The sequence below is a fragment of the Pseudomonas sp. GP01-A4 genome, from assembly GCF_058780865.1.
In genome coordinates, this window is sequence record NZ_JBYSWF010000005.1 from 46024 (window position 1) to 67836 (window position 21813).

Here is a 21813-nt window from a genome sequence, read left to right on the forward strand (position 1 = left end):
TTCCAGAAGTGGAACTCGGTCGAATGTGGGAGCGGGCTTGCTCGCGAAAGGGCCGCACCAGGCGATATCAAGCCCGGAACTGCCCCAGACTTGCCTTCAACTGCGCCGCCAACCCATCCAGCACCTTGCCACTGGCGGTGGTCTCTACCACCGCCTGAGCGGCCCGCTCTGCCTGGGCATGGATGATCTCCACCCGCCCACGCACCGCATGCGCACCCTGCGCCTGATGCTCAGCCGCCCGCGTCGCCAGGCCAATCGCTGTATGCACCTGCTCCACCGAGGCCTGTACCGACTGCTGCAGGCGTACGCTGTCGCGTAATACCAGCAAACCTTCGCTGGCCTGGCGCCCGGCCTTGCCGATGGTTTCCACGGCCTCACGGGCGCCTTGCTGCAAGGCCACGATGTGGGCCTGGATGTCGCCGGTAGAACTCTGGGTTTTACTGGCCAGGGCGCGAACCTCGTCCGCCACCACCGCAAAGCCGCGCCCGGTCTCACCGGCTCGCGCCGCCTCAATAGCCGCGTTGAGCGCCAGCAGGTTGGTTTGCTCGGCAATCCCGTGGATCACCGTTAACACCACCTCGATCTGCTCGCTCTGCTGCGCCAGCCGCTCGATCACCTTGGAACCGGCCTGCACCTGCCCCGCCAACGCCTCGATCAAGCTGCCGACTTCGGCTGAAGTGCGGGAATTTTCATCAGTCGCCTGGCGAATATCCACCACCTGCTGCAAAGCCGCCTGCATCGCATGGCTTTCCGCCTGGGCCTCATCCGCCATTTGCGACAGCGCCCGCAGGCTTTCGGCAACCTCATCACGCTGCAAGCCGGCGGCCGCATCGGCACCCGCATTGCGCAGGGTCATCGCGCCGATTTCCACGCCGGTACGCTGGGCCACATCACCGGCTTCACGCACGATCGGCTGCAATTTATCCACAAAGCGATTGACCGCCGAGGCCATGTCGCCGATTTCGTCCCGGCTGTTGATCTGCACGCGCTTGGTCAGGTCGCCCTCGCCTGCCGCCAAATCGTCCATCGCTGCAATCAGCAGCTTCAGGCGATTGACCACCCGACGGCCGAGCACTACAGCAATCAACAGCAATACACCAAAACCTACAACTGCCAGGCCCATGCCGATGCGCCAGCGCAAGGTGCCCGCCGCCTCTTGCACGGCGCTGGTGGTATTGGCGGTCATCTGGGTGGCGGTGGCTTGCGCCGACTGCAAACGCGCGCCCATGGCCGCCGCGCTGTCAGCCGCGGCACCCTTGAGGCTGTCGCCCACCAACTGGTCACCGCTGGCAATCAGTGCAGCAAAACGCTTGTCCAGCGCGGCCAGGTCAGCCTCGACCGAGGCAGTCGAAACCCCCATGCGGACCTTGCCGATCTCTACGCCATTGGGGCTGATGGACGCTTCGACGTAGAACACCGAGGGATCATTCTTCGCCGCATCCAGCACTTTATCCAGGGCACGTTCGCCCTTGCCCTTTTCCAGCAGCGCCTGGTTGATCGGGTTTTCACGATTGAGGTAACGGGTCAGGTGCTCGCCAGCCGCGTCGTCATACACCACAAACAACACGTTGGGATTGCGCTGGGCTCTGCGGGCAAACTCAGACAGCGTCGGCACGTCGCTGTCCCACATGGCGCGCGGCGCCACCGAAGCGAGCAGTTGCGCCATGTCATTGGCAGAGTCCTGCAGGTCTTTTTCCAGGGTCGCACGCAGTTGCTTCTGCTCTTCCTGCAGGCGCGTGGAAAGCCCCGCCGTCAGACGCTGGCGCGTGCTGGAAGACAGACTGTCCAGGCTGGATGTCACTTCCTTGCCGGCTTGCGCCAACTCGCCGGACAGTTTCTGGCTGTCGACGCCCAGGCGATTGCCCAAATCAGCTTCCAATGCAGTGACGGTGCTTCGCGTCAGGGCGACGGCCACCAGTACTTGCACCAAAAGAGCGATACCTAGGGTAACGAACACCGGCCGCAACAGCCGGCTTTGTAACAATGAGAGAACGGCAGACACTGGGAATCCCTCCACCACGGGTGCCATTAATTTGATAGCACCGCGAAAGAAAGAACCATAGCAAGGGTCGTGCCGTTTACCAGGCGGAAACGACAAAGGGCTCCCGAAGGAGCCCTTTGCTTTTTACATCAACAGCTTATTAAGCGAACGGGTGACGCAGAACGATGGTCTCGTTGCGGTCCGGGCCCGTCGAAATAATGTCGATCGGCGCACCGATCAGCTCTTCGACGCGCTTGATGTAAGCGCGGGCGTTGGCTGGCAGTTCTTCCAGGGTCTTGGCGCCCACGGTCGATTCGGTCCAGCCTGGCACTTCTTCGTACACAGGCTGCAGGCCTACGTAGCTGTCCGCGTCAGTCGGGGCAACGTCCTTGCCTTCCGCATCCTTGTAGCCGATGCAGATGTTGATGGTTTCCAGGCCGTCGAGTACGTCCAGCTTGGTCAGGCAGATGCCCGAGATGCTGTTCACATCGATAGCGCGACGCAGGATAACGGCGTCGAACCAGCCACAACGGCGGGCACGGCCGGTCGTCGCGCCGAACTCGTGGCCTTGTTTGGCCAGGTGCGCGCCGACGTCGTCGAACAGTTCAGTCGGGAATGGACCCGAACCTACACGCGTGGTGTATGCCTTGGTGATGCCGAGGATGTAGTCCAGGAACATCGGGCCAACGCCCGAACCCGTCGCAACGCCGCCAGCGGTGGTGTTGGAACTGGTGACGTAAGGGTAGGTGCCGTGGTCGATGTCCAGCAACGAGCCCTGGGCGCCTTCGAACATGATGTCTTTGCCGGCGCGACGCAGGTCGTGCAGCTCGGCAGTCACGTCCAGCATCAGCGGCTTGAGCAGCTCGGCGTATTCCTTGCACTCGGCCAGGGTCTTTTCAAACTCGATGGCCGGCTCTTTGTAGTAACCCACCAGCATGAAGTTGTGGTAATCCACCAGTTCACGCAGCTTGTCTTCAAAGCGCGGCATGTTGAGCAGGTCGCCCACACGCAGGCCACGACGTGCAACCTTGTCTTCGTAGGCCGGGCCGATGCCGCGACCGGTCGTGCCGATCTTCAGCTCGCCACGGGCCTTTTCACGGGCCTGGTCCAGCGCAACGTGGAAGGACAGGATCAGCGGGCAGGAAGGGCTGATACGCAGGCGCTCGCGCACTGGCACGCCTTTCTCTTCCAGCTTGGTGATCTCGCGCAACAGGGCGTCAGGTGCAACCACCACGCCGTTGCCGATCAGGCACTGCACGCCTTCGCGCAGTACACCCGACGGGATCAGGTGCAAGACGGTTTTTTCGCCATCGATGACCAGGGTGTGGCCAGCGTTGTGGCCACCTTGGTAGCGCACTACGGCGGCAGCATGTTCGGTCAGCAGATCAACGATCTTGCCTTTGCCCTCATCACCCCATTGGGTGCCCAGGACTACGACATTCTTACCCATAACACTTGTCCTCATTCGCGCAAACTTGGTGCCGGCAGTGGCCGGCAGGAAAACTCAAGAAGCCAGTGGCGAAACTTGCCAAAGCCCGTTCTGCTGAATCAATTGCCGGTCGCAGTCCGCTTCACGGGCGGCGGCCAATGGCTGCCCAGGCAAGGCCTGGACCACACGCTGACCCTCACTGCGCAACTGGCAAACCTGCTGCCAGAGTGCTGCGTCCGTACTGTCGGGCATCCAGATACCGCCAGACGGCAGTTCGACCTCAGCACGCCCCAGGGTCACCAGGGTTTTCAAATCGGTGGAAAAACCGGTCGCCGGACGAGCGCGACCGAAGTCGGCGCCGATATCGTCGTAACGACCGCCCTGGGCGATGGCCTGGCCAACACCCGGGACAAACACCGCAAACACCACACCGGTGTGGTAGTGGTAGCCGCGCAACTCACCCAAATCAAAATACAGCGGCAACTGCGGGAAGCGCGCAGACAACTGCTCGGCAATCGCCAGCACATCGTCCAGGGCCGCCAATACATCAGCCGGCGCATTCGCCAGGCGATCACGGGCGGCGGTCAGTACTTCACGGCCGCCACACAGATCCACCAGCGCACGCAGCATGCCGGCCAGGTCGGCAGGCACGCCCGCCGTCAGGGCAATCACTTCATCGATGGCCTTGCGCTGCAAGGCATCGAACAACTGTTGTTCCACTTCACCCGACAAGCCGGCCGCACGGGCCAGGCCGCGGTAGATACCGACATGCCCAAGGTCCATGTGCACATCCGGCACATCGGCCAGCTGCAACATGGCCAGCATCAGGCTGATGACTTCCACGTCGCTGCTCGGGCTCGCATCACCGTACAACTCGGCGCCCAACTGGATCGGGCTGCGGGACGACGACAACGCACGCGGTTGCGCATGCAGCACGCTGCCGGCGTAGCACAGGCGGCTTGGCCCTTCGCGACGCAGGGTGTGCGCATCAATGCGCGCTACTTGCGGCGTGATGTCGGCACGAAAGCCCATTTGCCGGCCCGATTGCGGGTCGATGACCTTGAAGGTGCGCAGATCCAGGTCCTGGCCCGCGCCGGTCAGCAGGGATTCCAGGTACTCGATATGCGGAGTCACGACAAACTCGTAACCCCAGCTCTGGAACAGATCCAACACCTGGCGGCGCGCGATTTCAATGCGCGCAGCTTCTGGTGGCAGTACTTCTTCGATGCCATCTGGCAGCAGCCAGCGGTCTACCGTTGCCATTACGCCATTCCCCTATGATCCGGGCGGCCAGCCCTCGGGCGAGCCTTGAGTGAAGCAGAAAATACCCGGCCCCTGCATAAACCACGCGCAAGAGCGACGGGACGAACGACCAACAATCGGCCTCGTCGGGCACTTTCCTCGAAAAACCTGTGGCGCCTGCGGAGCAAAACCACAATCAAACATGCAGACGCAAAAAAGCCGGGAATTTCCCGGCTGCCGCATCATACACCCGTTTTCTGAAAGGATCACCCCGCCCGGCATTTTAGCCGCCCGACGGAGCGATTCTCAGACTACATGCGGGTTACTTGGACTTTTCCAGGTAGCGGAAGAAATCGCTACTTGGGTCCAGCACCATGACGTCGGTTTTGTTCGCAAAGCTTTCACGGTAGGCGCGCAGGCTACGGTAGAACGCGTAGAACTCCTGGTCCTGACCATAGGCCTTGGCGTAGATCGAAGCGGCTTGAGCATCACCATCACCACGGGCCTCTTCAGACTCGCGATAGGCTTCAGCCAACAGTACGCGACGCTGACGGTCGGCATCCGCGCGGATCCCTTCTGCCAGTTCGTTACCCTTGGCGCGGTGCTCACGAGCCTCGCGCTCACGCTCGGTGCTCATACGTTCGAACACGCTGCGGTTCACTTCCTTCGGAAGGTCGATGGCCTTGACCCGAACATCGATCACCTCGATGCCCAGCTCTTTTTCCGCCATCGCATTCAACGAACGCGTGATGTCCGCCATCAGCGCGTCACGTTCACCGGATACCACCTCGTGCAGGGTGCGCTTACCAAACTGGTCACGCAGGCCCGATTCCAGACGGCGCGACAAACGCTCGTCGGCAATCTGCTTGAGGCCGGAGGTCGCGGTGTAGAAGCGCTCGGCATCCTTGACGCGCCACTTGGCGTAGGCGTCAACCATCACAGCTTTCTTTTCCAGGGTCAGGAAGCGTTGTGTCGGTGCATCCAGGGTCATCAGGCGGCCGTCGAACTTGCGCACCTGGTTGACGTAGGGGACTTTCACATGCAGGCCCGGCTGGACATCCGCCTGGACCACGCGACCGAATTGCAGCAACACCGCGCGCTCGGTCTGAGACACGATATAGAAGCAGTTCCAGGCAGCGATGACCACGACGACGCCCACAATCAGGGCGGTCAGCGATTTATTGCTCATCAACGACTCTCCCTGGTACGTGTTTGCTGTTGCAGCAGGTCAGCGGCCGCACGGGCGCTCGCTTCGTTGGCAGCAGCATTGGAACCGGTAGCCGGTGCGCTGGTGCTGCTACGACCACCTTCGATCATCTTGTCCAGCGGCAGGTACAGCAGATTGTTCTGCCCGCCCTTGCTGCCGGTCACGAGAACCTTGCTGGTGTTGCTGAAGACTTCCTGCATGGTGTCCAGGTACAGACGCTCACGGGTGACTTCCGGTGCCTTGCGGTACTCGGCCACCAGCTTGGTGAAACGATCTGCCTCACCCTTGGCGCGGGAGACCACTTCGTCGCGGTAACCGTTGGCATCCTCAAGGATGCGCTGGGCCTGGCCACGGGCTTCCGGCACCACGCCGTTGGCGTAGGTTTCAGCCTGGTTGCGCGAACGCTGCTCGTCTTCACGGGCACGGATCACGTCATCGAAGGCTTCCTGCACTTCACGCGGTGCCGCTGCGCTCTGTACGTTGACCTGGGTCACGGTGATACCGGTGCGGTACGTGTCGAGGAACCGTTGCAGGCGCTCCTTGATTTCGCTGGCCATCAATTCACGGCCTTCAGTCAGCACCTGGTCCATTGCGGTGGAACCCACCACGTGGCGCAGGGCGCTTTCGGTCGCATGTTGCAGGCTGATCTCCGGCTGGTCGACGTTCAGCACGAAGTCCTGCAGGTTGCTGATCTTGTACTGCACGGTCAGCGGCACTTCGACGATGTTCTCGTCTTCGGTCAGCATCTGGCCCTGCTTGGTGTAGGCACGCTCACGCGTGACGTTTTCCATGTACTTCTTGTCGAAAGGCGGGAAGTAGATGTTCAGGCCAGGGCCGACAGTCTCGTAGTACTTGCCGAAGCGCAGCACCACGGCTTGCTCCTGCTCGTCCACCACATAGACGGCGCTGTACAGCCAGACGGCCGCCAGCACGACGAGGCCGATGCCGAGCAGGCCGTAACCACCGCCCTTGCTCGTACGACCGCCTTCGTCACCACCACGTTTTTTTCCACCACCGAACAACCCATTCAGGCTTTCCTGCAGCTTTCGGAAGGCCTCGTCGAGATCTGGTGGCCCCTTGCGGTCGCCATTATTGCGGCGTTTACCACCCCAAGGATCCTGATTATTCGAGTTGCCACCCGGCTCATTCCAAGCCATAGCGCTCTCCATCTGATAAAGCAAAGACGCACCCACGGCGCGCCGACCAATGCTACAGAATGCCTGTCACAGCGGCACAACCGCTTTCTCAGGCTTTTATTGCAAAGTGTGTTGTTCGATGAACTCTGTCGGCACAACGCCTTCACGGCTGACCAGCCGATTCAGCTCCGAGCGCGGCAATCGAACGGCCAGCAAGCTGACACCTTCTTCGTCGTGTTCTTCTTTCTGTACCGCGCCCAGCTCGAAAAACTGTGCACGCAGTCGAGCAAAACGCTGCGGCAAGCGCAAGGTGCCGACGAACAAATCGCTGCCCAACAGCTCGGCAATGGCTTGTTCAAGCAATTCCAGGCCACTGCCATCACGCGCCGACAGCCAGACCCGCTGGGGCTTGCCGTTTTCGTCGCGCTGGATTTGTGGCTCAACGCCTTCAAGCAAATCGAGTTTGTTATAGACCTCGAGGATCGGCAAGTCCTGGGCACCAATCTCGCCCAGCACCACCATGACCTGTTCAATCTGCAACATGCGATCCGGTTCGGCCGCATCGATCACGTGCAACAGCAGGTCAGAATTGCTCGACTCTTCGAGCGTAGACCGAAATGCCTCGACCAGCTTGTGGGGCAAGTGACGAATGAAACCCACGGTATCGGCCAGGACAATCGGCCCCAGGTCGTCCAGTTCCAGACGGCGCAAGGTCGGGTCGAGGGTCGCGAACAGTTGGTCGGCCGCGTACACGTCCGATTTCGTCACGTTGTTGAAGAGTGTGGATTTGCCGGCGTTGGTATAGCCCACCAGGGAAACGGTCGGGATATCCGCACGCATACGGCCACGTCGCGATTGTTCGCGCTGGCTGCGCACCTTCTCCAGGCGGCCCTTGATCTGTCGCAGGCGGACCCGCAGCAGACGCCGGTCGGTTTCCAGCTGGGTTTCACCCGGGCCGCGCATGCCGATGCCGCCACCCTGGCGCTCAAGGTGAGTCCAGCCACGAACCAGCCGGGTGCTCATGTGGTCAAGCTGGGCCAGTTCTACCTGGAGCTTGCCTTCATGGGTACGGGCGCGTTGAGCGAAAATATCGAGAATCAGACCCGTGCGGTCGATCACGCGACACTCGAAAACTCGTTCGAGGTTACGTTCCTGACTGGGCGTGAGGATGTGATTGAAAATCACCAGATCGGCCTTTTCGGCGTGGACCAGGTCGCGCAGTTCCTCGACCTTGCCGCTGCCGATCAGGAATTTGGCGGTTGGCCGATGACGCGGCACGTTAAAAAACGCGACGGTCTCGGCGCCGGCCGAATTTGCCAACTCCTGAAACTCCTGCGGATCTTCGCGCGCCTCAGGGTCCTGTCCATCCAAGTGAACGAGGATTACTCGCTCACCACCACCGTGGCGCTCAAAGAACAAAGGAGACTCCTATCAGGCGTTACCTGGTGCAGGCTCGGCGTCACCCTGTTCTTCGGTTGCGCTAGGCAGACGAATTGGACGAACCGGCACTACGGTCGAGATAGCGTGCTTGTAAACCATTTGGCTTACGGTGTTTTTCAGCAGGATCACGAACTGGTCGAACGACTCGATCGTACCTTGCAGCTTGATACCGTTGACCAGATAGATGGAAACCCCAACTTTCTCTTTACGTAAAGTATTCAAGTAAGGGTCTTGTAGCGAATGCCCTTTTGACATGTGCCGCACTCCTTTAAGGATCAATAATAAAAATCGGAAAATAGATAGCTCATGGCCGTCACACCCCCAAGGATAGACGGCAATTGCAAGGACTCAGCTCAATATGGAGACCGTTCCCAAGTATTTCAAGGCGCGTGACAGATTGTCGCTGTCCAGGCTGTCCAGCCAGTGCAAATCGCTCCAACTGCGCAACCAGGTGAACTGACGCTTCGCCAATTGGCGCGTGGCAATGATGCCGCGCTCCTGCATTTCGGCTGACGTCAGCTTGCCATCCAGATGATCCCAGACTTGGCGGTAGCCTACAGCACGTATCGAAGGCAGCCCTGGATGCAGGTCACCTCTTGAACGCAGTGCTACGACCTCCTCCACAAACCCCTGTTCCAACATAATTGTGAATCTTTGTGCAATTCGTTCATGCAGCACCTGGCGATCCGTCGGAGCGATGGCCAGATTCGCCACAGTATAGGGCAATTGTGAGTGTCCCGAGGCGCCTGCTTCAGCACTTTGCGCAGTTTGTTTCAGCCTGTGTTCAGTCATGGTCTGGCCACTGACCCGCCAGACTTCCAACGCTCGCGTCAGGCGCTGGGGGTCATTGGGATGAATTCGCGCGGCGGAAACCGGATCCACAATGGCCAACTGATCGTGCAAGGCCTGCCAGCCAAGGCGCGCAGCCTCTTCTTCAAGTTCGGCGCGCACCTGTGGATCAGCTGGCGGCATATCAGCCAGACCTTCCTGCAAGGCCTTGTAGTAGAGCATCGTGCCGCCGACCAGCAGCGGAATCTTGCCCCGCGCGGTGATATCGGCCATGGCGGCCAGCGCATCGATGCGAAAATCCGCCGCCGAATAGCTCTCGCTGGGATCAATAATGTCGATCAACCGGTGCGGATACTGGGCCAGCAGCTCTTTTGAAGGTTTGGCAGTGCCGATGTCCATGTCCCGGTAAACCAGTGCAGAGTCGACACTGATCAACTCGCACGGCAAGACCTTGGTCAGCTCGATGGCCAGGTCGGTCTTGCCGGCGGCCGTCGGGCCCATCAGGAAGATGGCGGGGGGCAAGGCACTCATCAACGGCCGCGCAAGAACAGTTTGTCCAGGTCGTCCAGGCCCATCTGGGTCCAGGTCGGGCGGCCATGGTTGCACTGGCCGCTGCGCTCGGTGTTTTCCATGTCCCGCAGCAGGCCGTTCATTTCCGGCAAGGCCAGCCGGCGGTTGGCCCGGATGGCGCCGTGACAGGCCATGGTGCCGAGCAGTTCATTGATGTGGGCCTGGATCCGGTCACTGGTGCCGTATTCCATCAGGTCTGCCAGTACGTCGGCCACCAGCCGGTTGGCCTCTGCCTGCTTGAGCAAAGCCGGAATCTGGCGGATAGCCAGGGTTTCCGGCCCCAGGCGTTGCAGCTCAAAGCCCAGCTTCTGGAACACGCTGACGTGCTCTTCGGCGCAATCCGCTTCCCGCTGGCTGACCGCCAGGGATTCCGGCACCAGCAGCGGCTGGCCGCTCAGGCCTTCGCTGGCCATGGCGATCTTCAGGCGCTCGTACATGATCCGCTCGTGGGCGGCGTGCATGTCCACCAGCACCAGGCCATGGGCGTTTTCCGCAAGAATATAGATACCCTTGAGCTGTGCCAGCGCGTAACCCAACGGCGGCACGTCGCCCTGGCCTTCCGGCAACGCGGCAGCACCTGGCTCGGCGCCGGGCAGCGGCGCGAAAAACTCGCGATAGGCCGCCTGGGCCTCGGCCACCGGCACCGCCGATTGCGGACGCGGGGTGTACTGGTATTGATAACCGGCGCCGGCGCCTGAGCCTGGTGCGGTATAGCTCGGCTGGGCTTGCGGCGATTGCAGCAGGTTGGCCGCCAGGCTCATTTCGCCCTGGGGCCCGAACTCGCCGGCTTCCGGCCCTGAAGGACGGACAACAGCCGTGACAATCGGCGCCGCCAGGTGATCATCCGGCCGCACATCGCCCAAGGCGCGGTGCAGGGTGCCGTAAAGAAAGTCGTGGACCATGCGACCGTCACGGAAGCGCACTTCGTGCTTGGTCGGGTGCACGTTGACGTCGACCACCGACGGGTCGACCTCGAAAAACAGCACAAACGTCGGATGCCGCCCGTTGAACAGCACGTCGCGATACGCCTGGCGCACCGCGTGGGCCACCAGCTTGTCGCGCACCGCCCGGCCATTCACGAAGAAATACTGCATGTCCGCCTGGCTACGGGAGAAAGTCGGCAAACCCACCCAACCCCACAGCCGCAGGCCATTGCGCTCGATCTCGATCGGCAGCGCCTGCTCCAGGAACCCCGCGCCGCAGATGGCCGAGACACGCCGCGCACGGGCCGCATCATCATGGGCCTCGTGCAGGCTGAGGATGGTCTTGCCGTTGTGGCGCAGGTGGAAAGCCACATCAAACCGCGCCAGGGCCAGGCGCTTGATGACTTCCTGCAGGTGATCGAATTCGGTTTTTTCGGCCTTGAGGAATTTACGCCGGGCCGGGGTATTGAAGAACAGGTCGCGTACTTCCACCGAGGTGCCCACCGGATGTGCCGCCGGCTGGACCCGGGGCGCCATGTCGCGGCCTTCGGTTTCAACCTGCCAGGCCTGGTCGGCGTCGCGGGTGCGGGAAGTCAGGGTCAGGCGAGCCACGGAGCTGATGGAGGCCAGGGCCTCACCACGAAACCCGAGACTCATCACCCGCTCCAGATCTTCCAGGTCACGAATCTTGCTGGTGGCGTGACGGGCCAGGGCCAGCGGCAGGTCATCGGAGGAAATCCCGCTGCCGTCGTCGCGCACTCGCAGCAGCTTGACGCCGCCTTGCTCAACATCGACATCAATGCGCCTGGCGCCGGAGTCGATACTGTTTTCCAGCAACTCCTTGATCACCGACGCTGGCCGCTCGACCACCTCACCCGCCGCGATCTGGTTGGCGAGACGCGGGCTTAGCAGCTCGATGCGCGAGGTATTGCTCAACACTGTTTCGCTCATTATTGCGCCGCCAGTTCAGTGCCCGGGATGGTCAACACCTGGCCGACCTTCAATTCATCGGTCTTGAGGTTGTTGGCACTGCGCAAGGTTGCCGCTGACACCTGGAAGCGCACCGCCAGCATCGCCAGGGTGTCACCCGGCTGCACGCGATGGTCACGCGGGCCCTGGGCGATTTTCCCGGAGTCACGCAGCCAGGCTATATAAGTGCCCGGCGGCGGGTTCTGCTGGAAGAACTGGCGAACACCGGCGCTGATGGAGCGCGCCAAAGCCTGCTGATGGCTGGCCGAGGCCAGTTTCGAGGCTTCGTTGGAGTTCGAGATAAACCCGGTCTCCACCAGGATCGACGGAATATCCGGCGACTTGAGCACCATGAACCCGGCCTGTTCCACGCGCTGTTTGTGCAACGAGGTGACGCGACCAATGTTGCTCAGGACTTTCTGCCCGACGTTCAGGCTAGAGGTCAGCGAGGCAGTCATCGACAGATCGAGCAATACGCCAGCGAGCATCTTGTCCTTGTCGTCGAGGGATACGTTGCCAGCCCCGCCGATCAAGTCGGAACGGTTTTCACTGTCCGCCAGCCAGCGGGCGGTCTCGGACGTAGCGCCGCGATCAGACAGGGCAAACACCGAGGCACCAAACGCCGCGGCCGAAGGTGCGGCGTCGGCGTGGATCGAGACGAACAGGTCGGCGCCCTTCTTGCGGGCGATTTCGGTACGGCCACGCAGCGGAATAAAGTAGTCGCCGGTCCGGGTCAGCTCGGCGCGGTAGCCTTTCATGCCATTGATCTGGCGCTGCAGTTCGCGGGCGATGGCCAGTACTACGTCTTTTTCATGCTGGCCGCGCGAGCCCGAGGCACCCGGGTCTTCGCCGCCGTGACCGGCATCGATGACCACGATAATGTCACGTTTGCCCGCCGGAGCCGGTGGCAGCGGCGGCAATTTGACCTGGGGTTGCGACTGGTTCACCGGCACCGCAGGTATCGTCGCGACGCTTGGAGTTGGCGCAGGCGGCGGCGCGGCATCGGCGGCGTTGTCGAACAGGTCGACCACCAGCCGGTTGCCATACTGCGCGTTGGGCGCCAGCACGAAGCTTTTCGGGGTCACGGCCTTTTTCAGGTCGATAACCACCCGCAGGTCGGTCGGCGTACGCTGGGCCGAGCGCATCGCGGTAATCGGGGTATTGGCCATGGCGACTTTCAACGGCGCGGCCAGGGTCGCACCGTTGATATCAATCACCAGGCGATCAGGCGCCGTGAGGGTGAAGACGCTGTGCTGAACCGGGCCAGACAGGTCGAATACCAGTCGCGTGTTATCCGGTGCCCGCCACAGGCGAACACTTTTCACCTGTGAGGCCGCCAGTGCATTGAAAGTCATTGCCGCAAGCAACACCCCTACGACAGTAACCAACGCGCGAAAGCGCATACCTAACCCCATCAATTATTTGAATTCCAATGCCAAGGCGGCGCACCACGACTCGCCGCGCGCGCTCTGGGACAACAACTTCAGCTGACGTCCTTGCTTATGCGGGGTAATGGTAATGGTCAGGTCCGGCTTTGGCAAAAAGCCTGTGCCTTTATCTGGCCACTCGATCAGGCACAAGGCGTCCTCATCGAAGTAATCACGAATGCCCATGTATTCCAGTTCTTCCGGGTCCACCAGGCGATACAGGTCGAAGTGGAACGCTCGTACGTCACCGATTTCGTAGGGTTCTACCAAGGTGAACGTAGGGCTTTTCACAGCACCCGCGTGCCCCAACCCGCGAATGATGCCCCGGGACAAGGTGGTTTTTCCGGCGCCGAGATCGCCTTCCAGAAAGATCAGCCCTGAGCCTTGAGTGACCCGGGCAATACGGTTGCCCAAGGCGACCATGGCGTCTTCATCAGGCAGGAAAAGAACTACTTCAGACACGGCGATTGCTCCTCCAGCAACTGACGAATGGCAGGAATCAGGTCACTGGCGGCGAGCCCGCGACCGTAGGTACCCTGGCGATCTCCGGCAGTGGCATGCAGCCAGACCGCCAGGCAGGCGGCATCAAATGCCGGCATGCCTTGCGCCAGCAAAGCACCGACCAGGCCGGCCAACACATCGCCCAGGCCAGCGGTCGCCATCGCAGGATGGCCCTGATCGCAGCGGGCAACCCGACCGTCCGGGCTGGCGATCAAGCTGCCGGCGCCCTTGAGGATCGCCACCGCATTGAATTTCTGACTCAAGGCGCGCGCCACGTTAAGGCGGTCGGCCTGAACCTCGGCTGTCGAAATACCCATCAAGCGGGCCGCTTCGCCAGGATGCGGAGTGATCACGCAATTGGCCGGCAGGCTGACGCTGCCCGCCGCCAGCAGGTTCAAGGCATCGGCGTCCCAGACTTGCGGCTGCCTGGCATTGGCCGCTACCGACAGCAGGCTTTTGCCCCAGGAGACCTCGCCCAGGCCCGGGCCGATGACGATCACGGAAATCTTTTCCAGCAGGCCCATCAATTGATTGGCCGAGTGCACGCCCACCGTCATCACTTCCGGCAACCGCGCCAGCGCCGCACCGACGTGTTCGCTACGGGTCGCCAGGGAAACCATGCCGGCACCACTGCGCAGGGCACTTTCAGCACTGAGCAAGGCGGCGCCGCCAAAACCTCGGTCGCCGCCGATCAGCAATACATGGCCGAACTGGCCTTTACGGGCGTCCGGGGAACGCGCAGCGAGTTGCGGCAATTGGCCGGGCAACAGGTGCTGAACGTCGGGTATTTCGTGTTTTGTCTGCGGCATGCGTCTTCAAGCTCCGATGTCTGGCAGAATTATACGCATCTAACCTGCGGTTTCTCTTGTTCATGCCTGCTATTACCTACGACCTGCCCGCCCTCGCCCAATCGATCAAAGACTGGGGCCGCGAGCTGGGCTTTCAACAAGTGGGCATCAGCGGCCTCGACCTCGCCGAGCATGAACAGCACCTGCAACGCTGGCTCGACGCCGGCTACCACGGCGAAATGGACTACATGGGCGCCCACGGCAGCAAGCGCTCACACCCGGAGGAGCTGGTACCCGGCACCTTGCGCGTGGTCTCACTGCGCATGGACTACTTGCCGGGCGACACCCAAATGGCCCAACTGCTGGCCAAACCCGAAAAAGCCTACATCTCCCGCTACGCCCTGGGCCGCGACTACCACAAGCTGATCCGCAAGCGCGTGCAGCAACTGGCCGACCGCATCCAGGCGCAAATCGGCCCGTTCGGCTTCCGCGCCTTTGTCGACAGCGCCCCCGTGCTGGAAAAAGCCATCGCCGAGCAGGCCGGGCTCGGCTGGATCGGCAAGAACACCCTGGTACTCAATCGCAAGGCGGGCAGTTACTTCTTCCTGAGCGAGCTGTTTGTCGACCTGCCGTTGCCGGTCGACCCACCCCACGCCACCGAACATTGTGGCCGCTGCACCGCCTGCCTGGATATCTGCCCTACCAACGCCTTCGTCGGGCCCTACGTGCTGGACGCCCGGCGCTGCATTTCCTACCTGACCATCGAGCTGAAAAGCGCGATCCCCGAAGAACTGCGCCCACTGATCGGCAATCGGGTATTCGGCTGCGATGACTGTCAGATCGTTTGCCCGTGGAATCGTTTCGCGCGGCCTACCGACGAAGGCGATTTCAAGCCACGGCACAACCTGGATAACGCAGAGCTCGCCGAGTTGTTTATGTGGGACGAGGACAAATTCCTCAGCAGCACCGAAGGTTCTCCCCTGCGCCGCGCCGGCTATGAGCGCTGGCTGCGCAACCTGGCGGTGGGCCTGGGCAATGCGCCATCAAGCATTCCGGTGCTGGAAGCGCTGAAGGCGCGTCGGGAATACCCCTCGGAACTGGTGCGCGAACATGTGGAATGGGCGCTGAACCAGCACGCCGAACGTCAGTGCACGTCGTCGTTGTAGACGAACTTGGGCATTTCCCAGTGAAAACGGATCGCCAGCAGGCGCAATAGAAAGCCGCTGAACAGCGTCAGCAGGATCGATTGCTCACTTGGCAGCTCAAGGTAGATGCACAGCATGTAGAACCAGGCGGCCAGGAACGACACGCTGGCGTACAGCTCGCGGCGGAAGATCAACGGAATGTCGTTGCAGAAGATATCCCGCAGGATGCCGCCGAATACCCCGGTGATCACACCGCTGACTGACGCCACCAGCATGCCGTGGCCCATTTCCAGGGCGGTCATGCTGCCGATCAGGGTGAAGGCCACCAGGCCCACGGCGTCCAACGCGAGGAACAGCGACCGCAGGTGGCGCATCAATGGAGCGATGAAGATGGTCACCAGGGCCGCGACGGAGGTCAGCACCAGGTACTCCGGGTGTTTGACCCAGGTCAGCGGGTAGTGGCCGAGCAACACGTCACGCACCGAACCGCCGCCCAGCGCCGTCACGCAGGCGATCAGCACCACACCGAACCAGTCCATCCCGCGCCGCCCGGCGGACAAGGCGCCCGTCATGGCTTCGGCGGTGATGGCGATGAGGTAGAGCATCAGCAGCATGGTGGCGATCCTTGCAAAGAGGCGCGCAGTCTAATCATTTGGTGATGGCACCAAAAGGGGGCGAGCGCTGAAGAGTTTAAAGCTCTTGCTGATGTGGCGAGAGAGCTTGCTCCCGCTGGACTGCGCAGCAGTCCCATTTTTCAGGGCCGCTTCGCAGCCCAGCGGGAGCAAGCTCCCTCGCCACAAAAACGCCTCACCACGACTCAAGTCAGAACCTGATGAAATGCTTGCGGTAATGCTGCAGCTCGGCAATCGACTCGCGAATATCGTCCAGCGCCAGGTGGGTGCTGCCCTTGTGGAAGCTGTCTTTGACTTCCGGCGCCCAGCGCGCGGCCAGCTCCTTCAAGGTCGACACGTCCAGGTTGCGGTAGTGGAAGTAGCTTTCCAGCGCCTTCATGTGGGTATAGAGAAAGCGGCGGTCCTGGCAAATGCTGTTGCCGCAGATTGGCGACTTGCCCTTGGGTACCCACTTTTCCAGGAAGGCGATGGTTTCGGCTTCAGCCTCGGCCATGCTCACGCGGCTGTCGCGCACACGCTGGGTCAGGCCCGAGTTGCCGTGGGTGCGGGTGTTCCACTCGTCCATGGTGGCCAGCACCGCGTCGCTGTGGTGAATGGCGATCACCGGACCTTCGGCCAAGGTGTTGAGGTTGCTGTCGGTGACAATGGTCGCCATCTCGATGATGACGTCGGTGTCAGGGTTCAGACCGGTCATTTCCAGATCGATCCAAATCAGGTTCTGTGGGTTTTGCATGTCGTGGTTCCTTGGCACCTTGGCGTAGCTGCGCAGTTTAGCAGGCAGGGCGTGCTAGACTCGCGACCGTTTCACCTAACCTTTGCATTATCGACACGGAACACCAATGGCCAAACGCCAGCTCAACCGTCGCCAAAACTGGCGCATCGAAAAGATTCAGGGCGAACGCGCTGCCCGCGCCGCCAAACGTGAATCCTCCGCCGTGGAAGCGCTTGAGGGCGGCGACCTGGGCCCCGAGCAAACGGGCCTGGTGATCGCGCACTTCGGTGTGCAGGTCGAAGTCGAGGCCACCGAAGGCGATCACGCCGGCCAGGTGTTCCGTTGCCACCTGCGCGCCAACCTGCCAGCGCTGGTGACCGGCGACAAGGTGGTATGGCGTGCCGGCAACCAGGGCATCGGCGTGATCGTCGCCCAGTTGCCGCGCACCACCGAACTGCGTCGCCCCGACAGCCGTGGCCAGCTCAAGCCGGTAGCGGCCAACGTCGACATGATCGTCATTGTCTTCGCGCCACTGCCCGAACCCCATGCCAACCTGATTGACCGCTACCTGGTAGCCGCCGAACACGCCGGCATTCGCCCGCTGTTGCTGCTGAACAAATTCGACCTGATCGACGAACAGAACGCCCCGGCGCTCAACGCGTTGCTGGCGGTGTACCGCACCCTCGGCTACCCGGTGCTGGAAGTCTCGGCGCATCACGGCAATGGCATGGAACAGTTACAGACTGAACTGGACGGGCGCATCAGCGTGTTCGTCGGCCAGTCGGGTGTGGGCAAGTCGTCTCTGGTCAACAGCCTGTTGCCGGAAGTCGAAACCCGTGTTGGCCCGCTGTCGGAGCTGTCCGGCCAGGGCACCCACACCACCACCACCGCGCGATTGTTCCACTTTCCGGGCGGCGGCGAGTTGATCGACTCCCCCGGCATCCGTGAATTCGGCCTGGGCCATGTGAGCCGTGCCGATGTTGAAGCGGGCTTTATCGAGTTCAACGACTTGATCGGCACCTGCCGCTTCCGTGACTGCAAACATGACCGCGAGCCGGGTTGCGCCCTGCTCAAGGCACTGGAAGACGGCCGCGTGCAGCAGCAGCGAATGAACAGCTATCGCTCGATCATCGCCAGCTTGCCCGAGACCAGCTATTAACATGTAGGAGCGAGCTTGCTCGCGAAAAGCTTGAGGGCGCCGCGTGCATTCAGAGAGCACGCGTCATCGTTAACGTCCATCGCGAGCAAGCTCGCTCCTACAGGATGTAGCAGATACAAAAAGGCCGCGATCATCGCGGCCTTTTTGTACCTGCTTACGAGCCAGTGGCTGGCTGAGTCGGATCCTTCACACCGCCATCGTCAAACAGGTTCAGCTTCTGCCGCAGCTCATGGGCTGGCAGCGGCTCCTGCTCCGGCGGCAGTGCGTTCGGGTCTGCCGGCACTTCGCCCGGCGCGCCTTCACCCTGGGTCGGTACCGGTGGCGTCGCAGGCGGGTCACCTTCAATTGCACGCTGGGCCTTTTTGGTCAGCACGACGATATCGATGCGTCGGTTGATCGGATTGAACGGATCCTTGGGATCAAACAGCTGCGAGGAAGCAAACCCCACCACCCGTGCCACTTGCGGGTCCGGATAGCTGCCGGCCACCAGTGCACGGCGCGCGGCATTGGCCCGGTTGGCCGAGAGCTCCCAGTTGCCGAAGTCGCCCTGGCCTGCATACGGCTTGGCGTCGGTGTGGCCGCTGATGCTGATCTTGTTCGGCACCGCCTTGATGGTGTCGGCCATGGCCAGCAGGATGTCTTCAAAGTACGGCTTCAAGCGTGCACTGCCGGAATCGAACATCGGCCGGTTGGCGGCGTCCGTGATCTGGATGCGCAAGCCATCCGGGGTGATCTCGAAGGAAATCTGGTCCTTGAACTTCAGCAGTTGCGGGTTTTCCTCAACCTTGGTTTGCAGTTCCTGCAGCAGCAATTCCAGGCGTTCCTGCTCGACCTGTTCGGCCATGCTCTCGACGGTGTCGCGCTCGATCGGGATCTTTTCCTGGGGCGAGTCGGTCTTGATTTCCGGGTTGATGGTGCGCTCTGGCGCCAGTTGCGGCGAACCACCGAGGTCGATCACAAAAGGCGTGCCGCTCTCGGAGAAACCGATGGGGTCCTTGAAGTACCCGGCGATGGCGATCTTCTGTTCCGGCGTAGCGGTGGACATCAGCCACAGCACCAGGAAGAACGCCATCATCGCCGTCGCAAAGTCGGCGAAGGCGATTTTCCAGGCGCCGCCATGGTGCCCCGCAGCGAAGCGCTTGACGCGCTTGATGATGATCGGCTGGTTGTTTTCCATGGCTTAGCGACCGCGAACCGCTTGTTCCAGCTCAGCGAAGCTTGGACGGTGCTTCGGATACAGAACCTTGCGCCCGAACTCCACTGCCAGCGATGGCGGCATGCCGGAAGCCGAAGCCACCAGGCAGGCCTTGATGGCTTCGTAAAGATTCACTTCTTCCTTGGCATCGTGGGCCAGGGACGTGGCCAGCGGGCCGAAGAAACCGTAGGCCGCGAGAATACCGAAGAAGGTACCTACCAGTGCCGCACCTACGTGCATGCCGATGGCTTTCTGGTCGCCTTCACCGAGGGAGGCCATGGTCACCACGATCCCGAGCACCGCGGCAACAATACCGAAACCGGGCATGCCGTCGGCGATGCCGGTCACGGCGTGGGATGGGTGCTCCAGCTCTTCCTTGAGGCTGAACAGTTCCATGTCGAACAGGCCTTCCAGCTCATGGGGCGCCATGTTGCCGGACGACATGATGCGCAGGTAATCACAGATGTAGGCGGTCATGCGCTCGTCTTTGAGCACGGCCGGGTACTTGGCAAAAATCGGGCTCGCCGCGGCGTCCTCGATGTCGCCTTCGATGGCCATCATGCCTTCGCGGCGGCTCTTGTTGAGGATCTCGTAGATCAGCCCCAGCACTTCCAGGTAGAAGGTGTGGGAGAAGCGCGAGCTGAACATGCCCAGCGACTTCTTGATCACGTGCATCGTCATGTAGCCGGGGTTGGCCTGCAGGAATGCGCCGAACGCCGCACCGCCGATAATCAGCACTTCGAAAGGCTGGATCAGCGCCGCAATCTTGCCGTGGGAAAGGACGTATCCGCCGAGCACGCTCGCGATGACGACGATGATGCCGATAATTTTAGCCATAGGGGATGAGTACTTGCGCCGTCGGGTTCAGGGTCATATTCGCAAGAGTTGAAAACTCTTGTTCTACTTATCGGCAAATCTGCGCCAGACTATAGCCCGTTATGGCGAAAAACCAGTTCGGCCCGTCCCGGGCGTGTTGACCGCAAGTGATGATCGCGCCCCAATCATGGCAAATGAAACGACAGTCCCAACTCAAAAACCCGCCACCCTCGCCGCTTGGATAAAGCGCCTGGACGATGTGCTGTTGCCTGTTCCACAGGCGAGCCACGACCGGGTTTGCAAGGCCATCGGCGACAACCGCAGTTCGTTGCGGGATATTGCAGAGCTGATGCAGAACAGCCCGGCGCTGGTGCTGAGCGTGATGCGCGAGGCCAACAACCAGGCCCACGGCAGCCTCGCGGAGCCGGCAGAAAACCTCGAAGTGGCGATCAATCGCCTCGGCCTCAAGCGCACCGAGGAGTTGCTGCGGCGCCTGCCTTCCGTGCCGCTAAATGAAATTCCCGTGGCCCTGCGCCAGCTGCAGATGATCAGCCAGCACGCGTCGCAACAAGCCAGCGGCCTGTTCGCCAGCCGCCTGGCGCGGTTGTGGCAAGACATTCACTGGGGCAGCCTGCTATTCCTTTCGCCGCTGTGGCCGATGGCGATTGCCTATCCCAAGCTGCTGGAAGAATGGGAGCTGCGGGTGATTCACAAGGGCGAATCGGCCCGCACGGTCGAACAGGAGCTGTTCGGCGTACGCCTGCTGGACCTGTGCCTGGGGTTGACCGACACCTGGCGCCTGCCGATCTGGGTGTCCCAGGGTTATACGTTGCTGCTGACGGAACAACGCTTGCTGGTCAAGGCGCTGAGCATTGCCCGTGAAGACGAGCCGTTGCGCCAACAGCAGTTGCTGGATGCCGACCCGAACCTGCGCCGCTGGCTGAACCAGCCGGCCAACACTGTGCTGTTGGCCAACGGCCTGGCGCTGGCGGCGCAGGAGTCCTGGACCTGCCCGCACACCCAGCGCTGGCAATACCTCACTGCGCTTTACCTTCAACAACCGTTGGCCGAAGTGCAGCAACAGTCCCACCAACACGCGGCGATCAGCGCCCGCAGCACCCTGATGCGCGACCTGTGGCACCCGGCGCTGTCGTTGATCTGGCCATGGGATGTGCAGCGCGTTCACCACGGTTTGCTGCCGGCCCCCCCGCCCACCGCCGAGTCCCTGGCGATCTGGCGCAAGCGCTGCACCGAATTGCTCGTAGAGCCGAGCCGCTTTGCCAATGCCATGCACCTGACCACCTGCGCCAAGGAAGCCCTCGTGGCCTGCGGCATGCAACGGGTGATGCTGCTGATGGCGGACAAAACCTTGAGCACGCTACGTGTGCATCAAGTCGACGGCCTGCCGAAGGACGCCGACCACATGAGCCTCGACGTGGCGCAAAGCACCCTGCTGCAACGCCTGCTGGCCAAGTCCGCCCAGGTGCGCCTCAACCCCGACAACCACGCCCAGTTCTCGGCACTGCTGCCGCCGGAACTGCGCCGCCTGTTCAAGGGCGAACACCTGCTGCTGCGCTCCCTGAGTTGCAATGGCCGGGTGGTGATGCTGATGGTGGCCGACCAGGGCGGCGGGCCGTTCTCGGAAACCACCGTGCAGGCCTTCGGTAAAACCGCCCAATGCATCGAAAAGGCCCTGCACAGCTTTACCAACCGCAGTGCCTGACGCTTGCGCTACAATCGCCCTCCCTTAGC

The 21813-nt window shown here is 61.7% G+C and carries 19 protein-coding genes and 1 pseudogene; 3 read left to right on the top strand and 17 right to left on the bottom strand.

Translation table 11 applies throughout. The annotated features are described in order from the left end of the window. Positions 1-67: 67 nt before the first annotated feature. The 12 genes from AC3WKX_RS05230 to AC3WKX_RS05285 all read right to left on the bottom strand — a co-directional run bounded on the left by AC3WKX_RS05230 (position 68) and on the right by AC3WKX_RS05285 (position 14423). Positions 68-2002 carry a methyl-accepting chemotaxis protein gene (locus tag AC3WKX_RS05230; protein ID WP_102604269.1) on the bottom strand — a complete coding sequence of 645 codons (1935 nt, stop codon included), beginning with the start codon at positions 2000-2002 and terminating at the stop codon, positions 68-70. A 139-nt stretch (positions 2003-2141) separates the two neighbouring features. Next, complete coding sequence (locus AC3WKX_RS05235) at positions 2142-3431, bottom strand: adenylosuccinate synthase (protein ID WP_003217505.1); 1290 nt, start codon at positions 3429-3431, stop codon at positions 2142-2144. A 54-nt stretch (positions 3432-3485) separates the two neighbouring features. Beyond that, a complete protein-coding gene (locus tag AC3WKX_RS05240; protein WP_003217507.1) occupies positions 3486-4673 on the bottom strand; it encodes an ATP phosphoribosyltransferase regulatory subunit in 1188 nt (395 codons plus the stop codon). Between the two features lie 301 nt (positions 4674-4974). Then, positions 4975-5841: a protease modulator HflC gene (gene hflC, locus AC3WKX_RS05245; protein ID WP_003217510.1), complete on the bottom strand. Its 867-nt coding sequence runs from the start codon at positions 5839-5841 to the stop codon at positions 4975-4977. Continuing rightward, the gene (hflK, locus tag AC3WKX_RS05250; RefSeq protein ID WP_102604270.1) at positions 5841-7016 is read right to left on the bottom strand and encodes an FtsH protease activity modulator HflK; all 1176 of its coding nucleotides are present in this window, start codon (positions 7014-7016) and stop codon (positions 5841-5843) included. The genes hflC and hflK overlap by 1 nt, the downstream gene beginning before the upstream one ends. A gap of 96 nt (positions 7017-7112) precedes the next feature. Further along, entirely contained in the window at positions 7113-8414 is a 1302-nt protein-coding gene (gene hflX, locus AC3WKX_RS05255) for a ribosome rescue GTPase HflX (protein ID WP_003217514.1), read from the bottom strand. A gap of 12 nt (positions 8415-8426) precedes the next feature. Next, positions 8427-8690, bottom strand: a complete 264-nt coding sequence (hfq, locus tag AC3WKX_RS05260; RefSeq protein WP_003217515.1) for an RNA chaperone Hfq — start codon at positions 8688-8690, stop codon at positions 8427-8429. A 93-nt stretch (positions 8691-8783) separates the two neighbouring features. After that, entirely contained in the window at positions 8784-9755 is a 972-nt protein-coding gene (gene miaA, locus AC3WKX_RS05265; protein ID WP_003217518.1) for a tRNA (adenosine(37)-N6)-dimethylallyltransferase MiaA, read from the bottom strand. Continuing rightward, entirely contained in the window at positions 9755-11653 is a 1899-nt protein-coding gene (mutL, locus tag AC3WKX_RS05270) for a DNA mismatch repair endonuclease MutL (RefSeq protein ID WP_173883027.1), read from the bottom strand. Before mutL ends, miaA begins: the two co-directional genes overlap by 1 nt. A 14-nt stretch (positions 11654-11667) precedes the next feature. Further along, positions 11668-13101, bottom strand: coding sequence for an N-acetylmuramoyl-L-alanine amidase (locus tag AC3WKX_RS05275; protein ID WP_202948682.1), 1434 nt, complete (start codon positions 13099-13101; stop codon positions 11668-11670). 3 nt (positions 13102-13104) lie between these two features. After that, on the bottom strand, positions 13105-13575 hold the full coding sequence (gene tsaE / locus AC3WKX_RS05280; protein ID WP_003217524.1) for a tRNA (adenosine(37)-N6)-threonylcarbamoyltransferase complex ATPase subunit type 1 TsaE: 471 nt from the start codon (positions 13573-13575) through the stop codon (positions 13105-13107). After that, a complete protein-coding gene (locus AC3WKX_RS05285) occupies positions 13563-14423 on the bottom strand; it encodes an NAD(P)H-hydrate dehydratase (protein WP_102604272.1) in 861 nt (286 codons plus the stop codon). Before AC3WKX_RS05285 ends, tsaE begins: the two co-directional genes overlap by 13 nt. Before the next feature lie 62 nt (positions 14424-14485). Between AC3WKX_RS05285 and queG the strand changes: the two genes are divergently transcribed. Then, entirely contained in the window at positions 14486-15568 is a 1083-nt protein-coding gene (gene queG / locus AC3WKX_RS05290; RefSeq protein WP_003217527.1) for a tRNA epoxyqueuosine(34) reductase QueG, read from the top strand. On the opposite strand, the gene AC3WKX_RS05295 is transcribed toward queG, so the two are convergent. Together AC3WKX_RS05295 and orn are read right to left on the bottom strand one after the other, a co-directional pair. Further along, positions 15547-16161: a trimeric intracellular cation channel family protein gene (locus AC3WKX_RS05295; RefSeq protein ID WP_003217528.1), complete on the bottom strand. Its 615-nt coding sequence runs from the start codon at positions 16159-16161 to the stop codon at positions 15547-15549. The two genes, queG and AC3WKX_RS05295, sit on opposite strands and share 22 nt — an antisense overlap. A gap of 208 nt (positions 16162-16369) precedes the next feature. Beyond that, positions 16370-16912: an oligoribonuclease gene (orn, locus tag AC3WKX_RS05300; protein ID WP_102604273.1), complete on the bottom strand. Its 543-nt coding sequence runs from the start codon at positions 16910-16912 to the stop codon at positions 16370-16372. 106 nt (positions 16913-17018) lie between these two features. On the opposite strand from orn, the gene rsgA reads away from it, so the two are divergent. Then, on the top strand, positions 17019-18050 hold the full coding sequence (gene rsgA / locus AC3WKX_RS05305; protein WP_003217530.1) for a small ribosomal subunit biogenesis GTPase RsgA: 1032 nt from the start codon (positions 17019-17021) through the stop codon (positions 18048-18050). 2 nt (positions 18051-18052) lie between these two features. Here the strand turns inward: rsgA and AC3WKX_RS05310 are convergent. The 3 genes and pseudogenes from AC3WKX_RS05310 to motA form a co-directional block, all read right to left on the bottom strand. Then, positions 18053-18184, bottom strand: a pseudogene (locus AC3WKX_RS05310) (outer membrane lipoprotein carrier protein LolA); the annotation flags it as partial. A 20-nt stretch (positions 18185-18204) separates the two neighbouring features. Next, positions 18205-19227, bottom strand: a complete 1023-nt coding sequence (gene motB / locus AC3WKX_RS05315) for a flagellar motor protein MotB (protein WP_003217531.1) — start codon at positions 19225-19227, stop codon at positions 18205-18207. 3 nt (positions 19228-19230) lie between these two features. Next, the gene (motA, locus tag AC3WKX_RS05320) at positions 19231-20082 is read right to left on the bottom strand and encodes a flagellar motor stator protein MotA (protein WP_003217532.1); all 852 of its coding nucleotides are present in this window, start codon (positions 20080-20082) and stop codon (positions 19231-19233) included. A gap of 166 nt (positions 20083-20248) precedes the next feature. Between motA and AC3WKX_RS05325 the strand changes: the two genes are divergently transcribed. Then, entirely contained in the window at positions 20249-21784 is a 1536-nt protein-coding gene (locus AC3WKX_RS05325; protein ID WP_102604274.1) for an HDOD domain-containing protein, read from the top strand. Positions 21785-21813 lie beyond the last annotated feature (29 nt).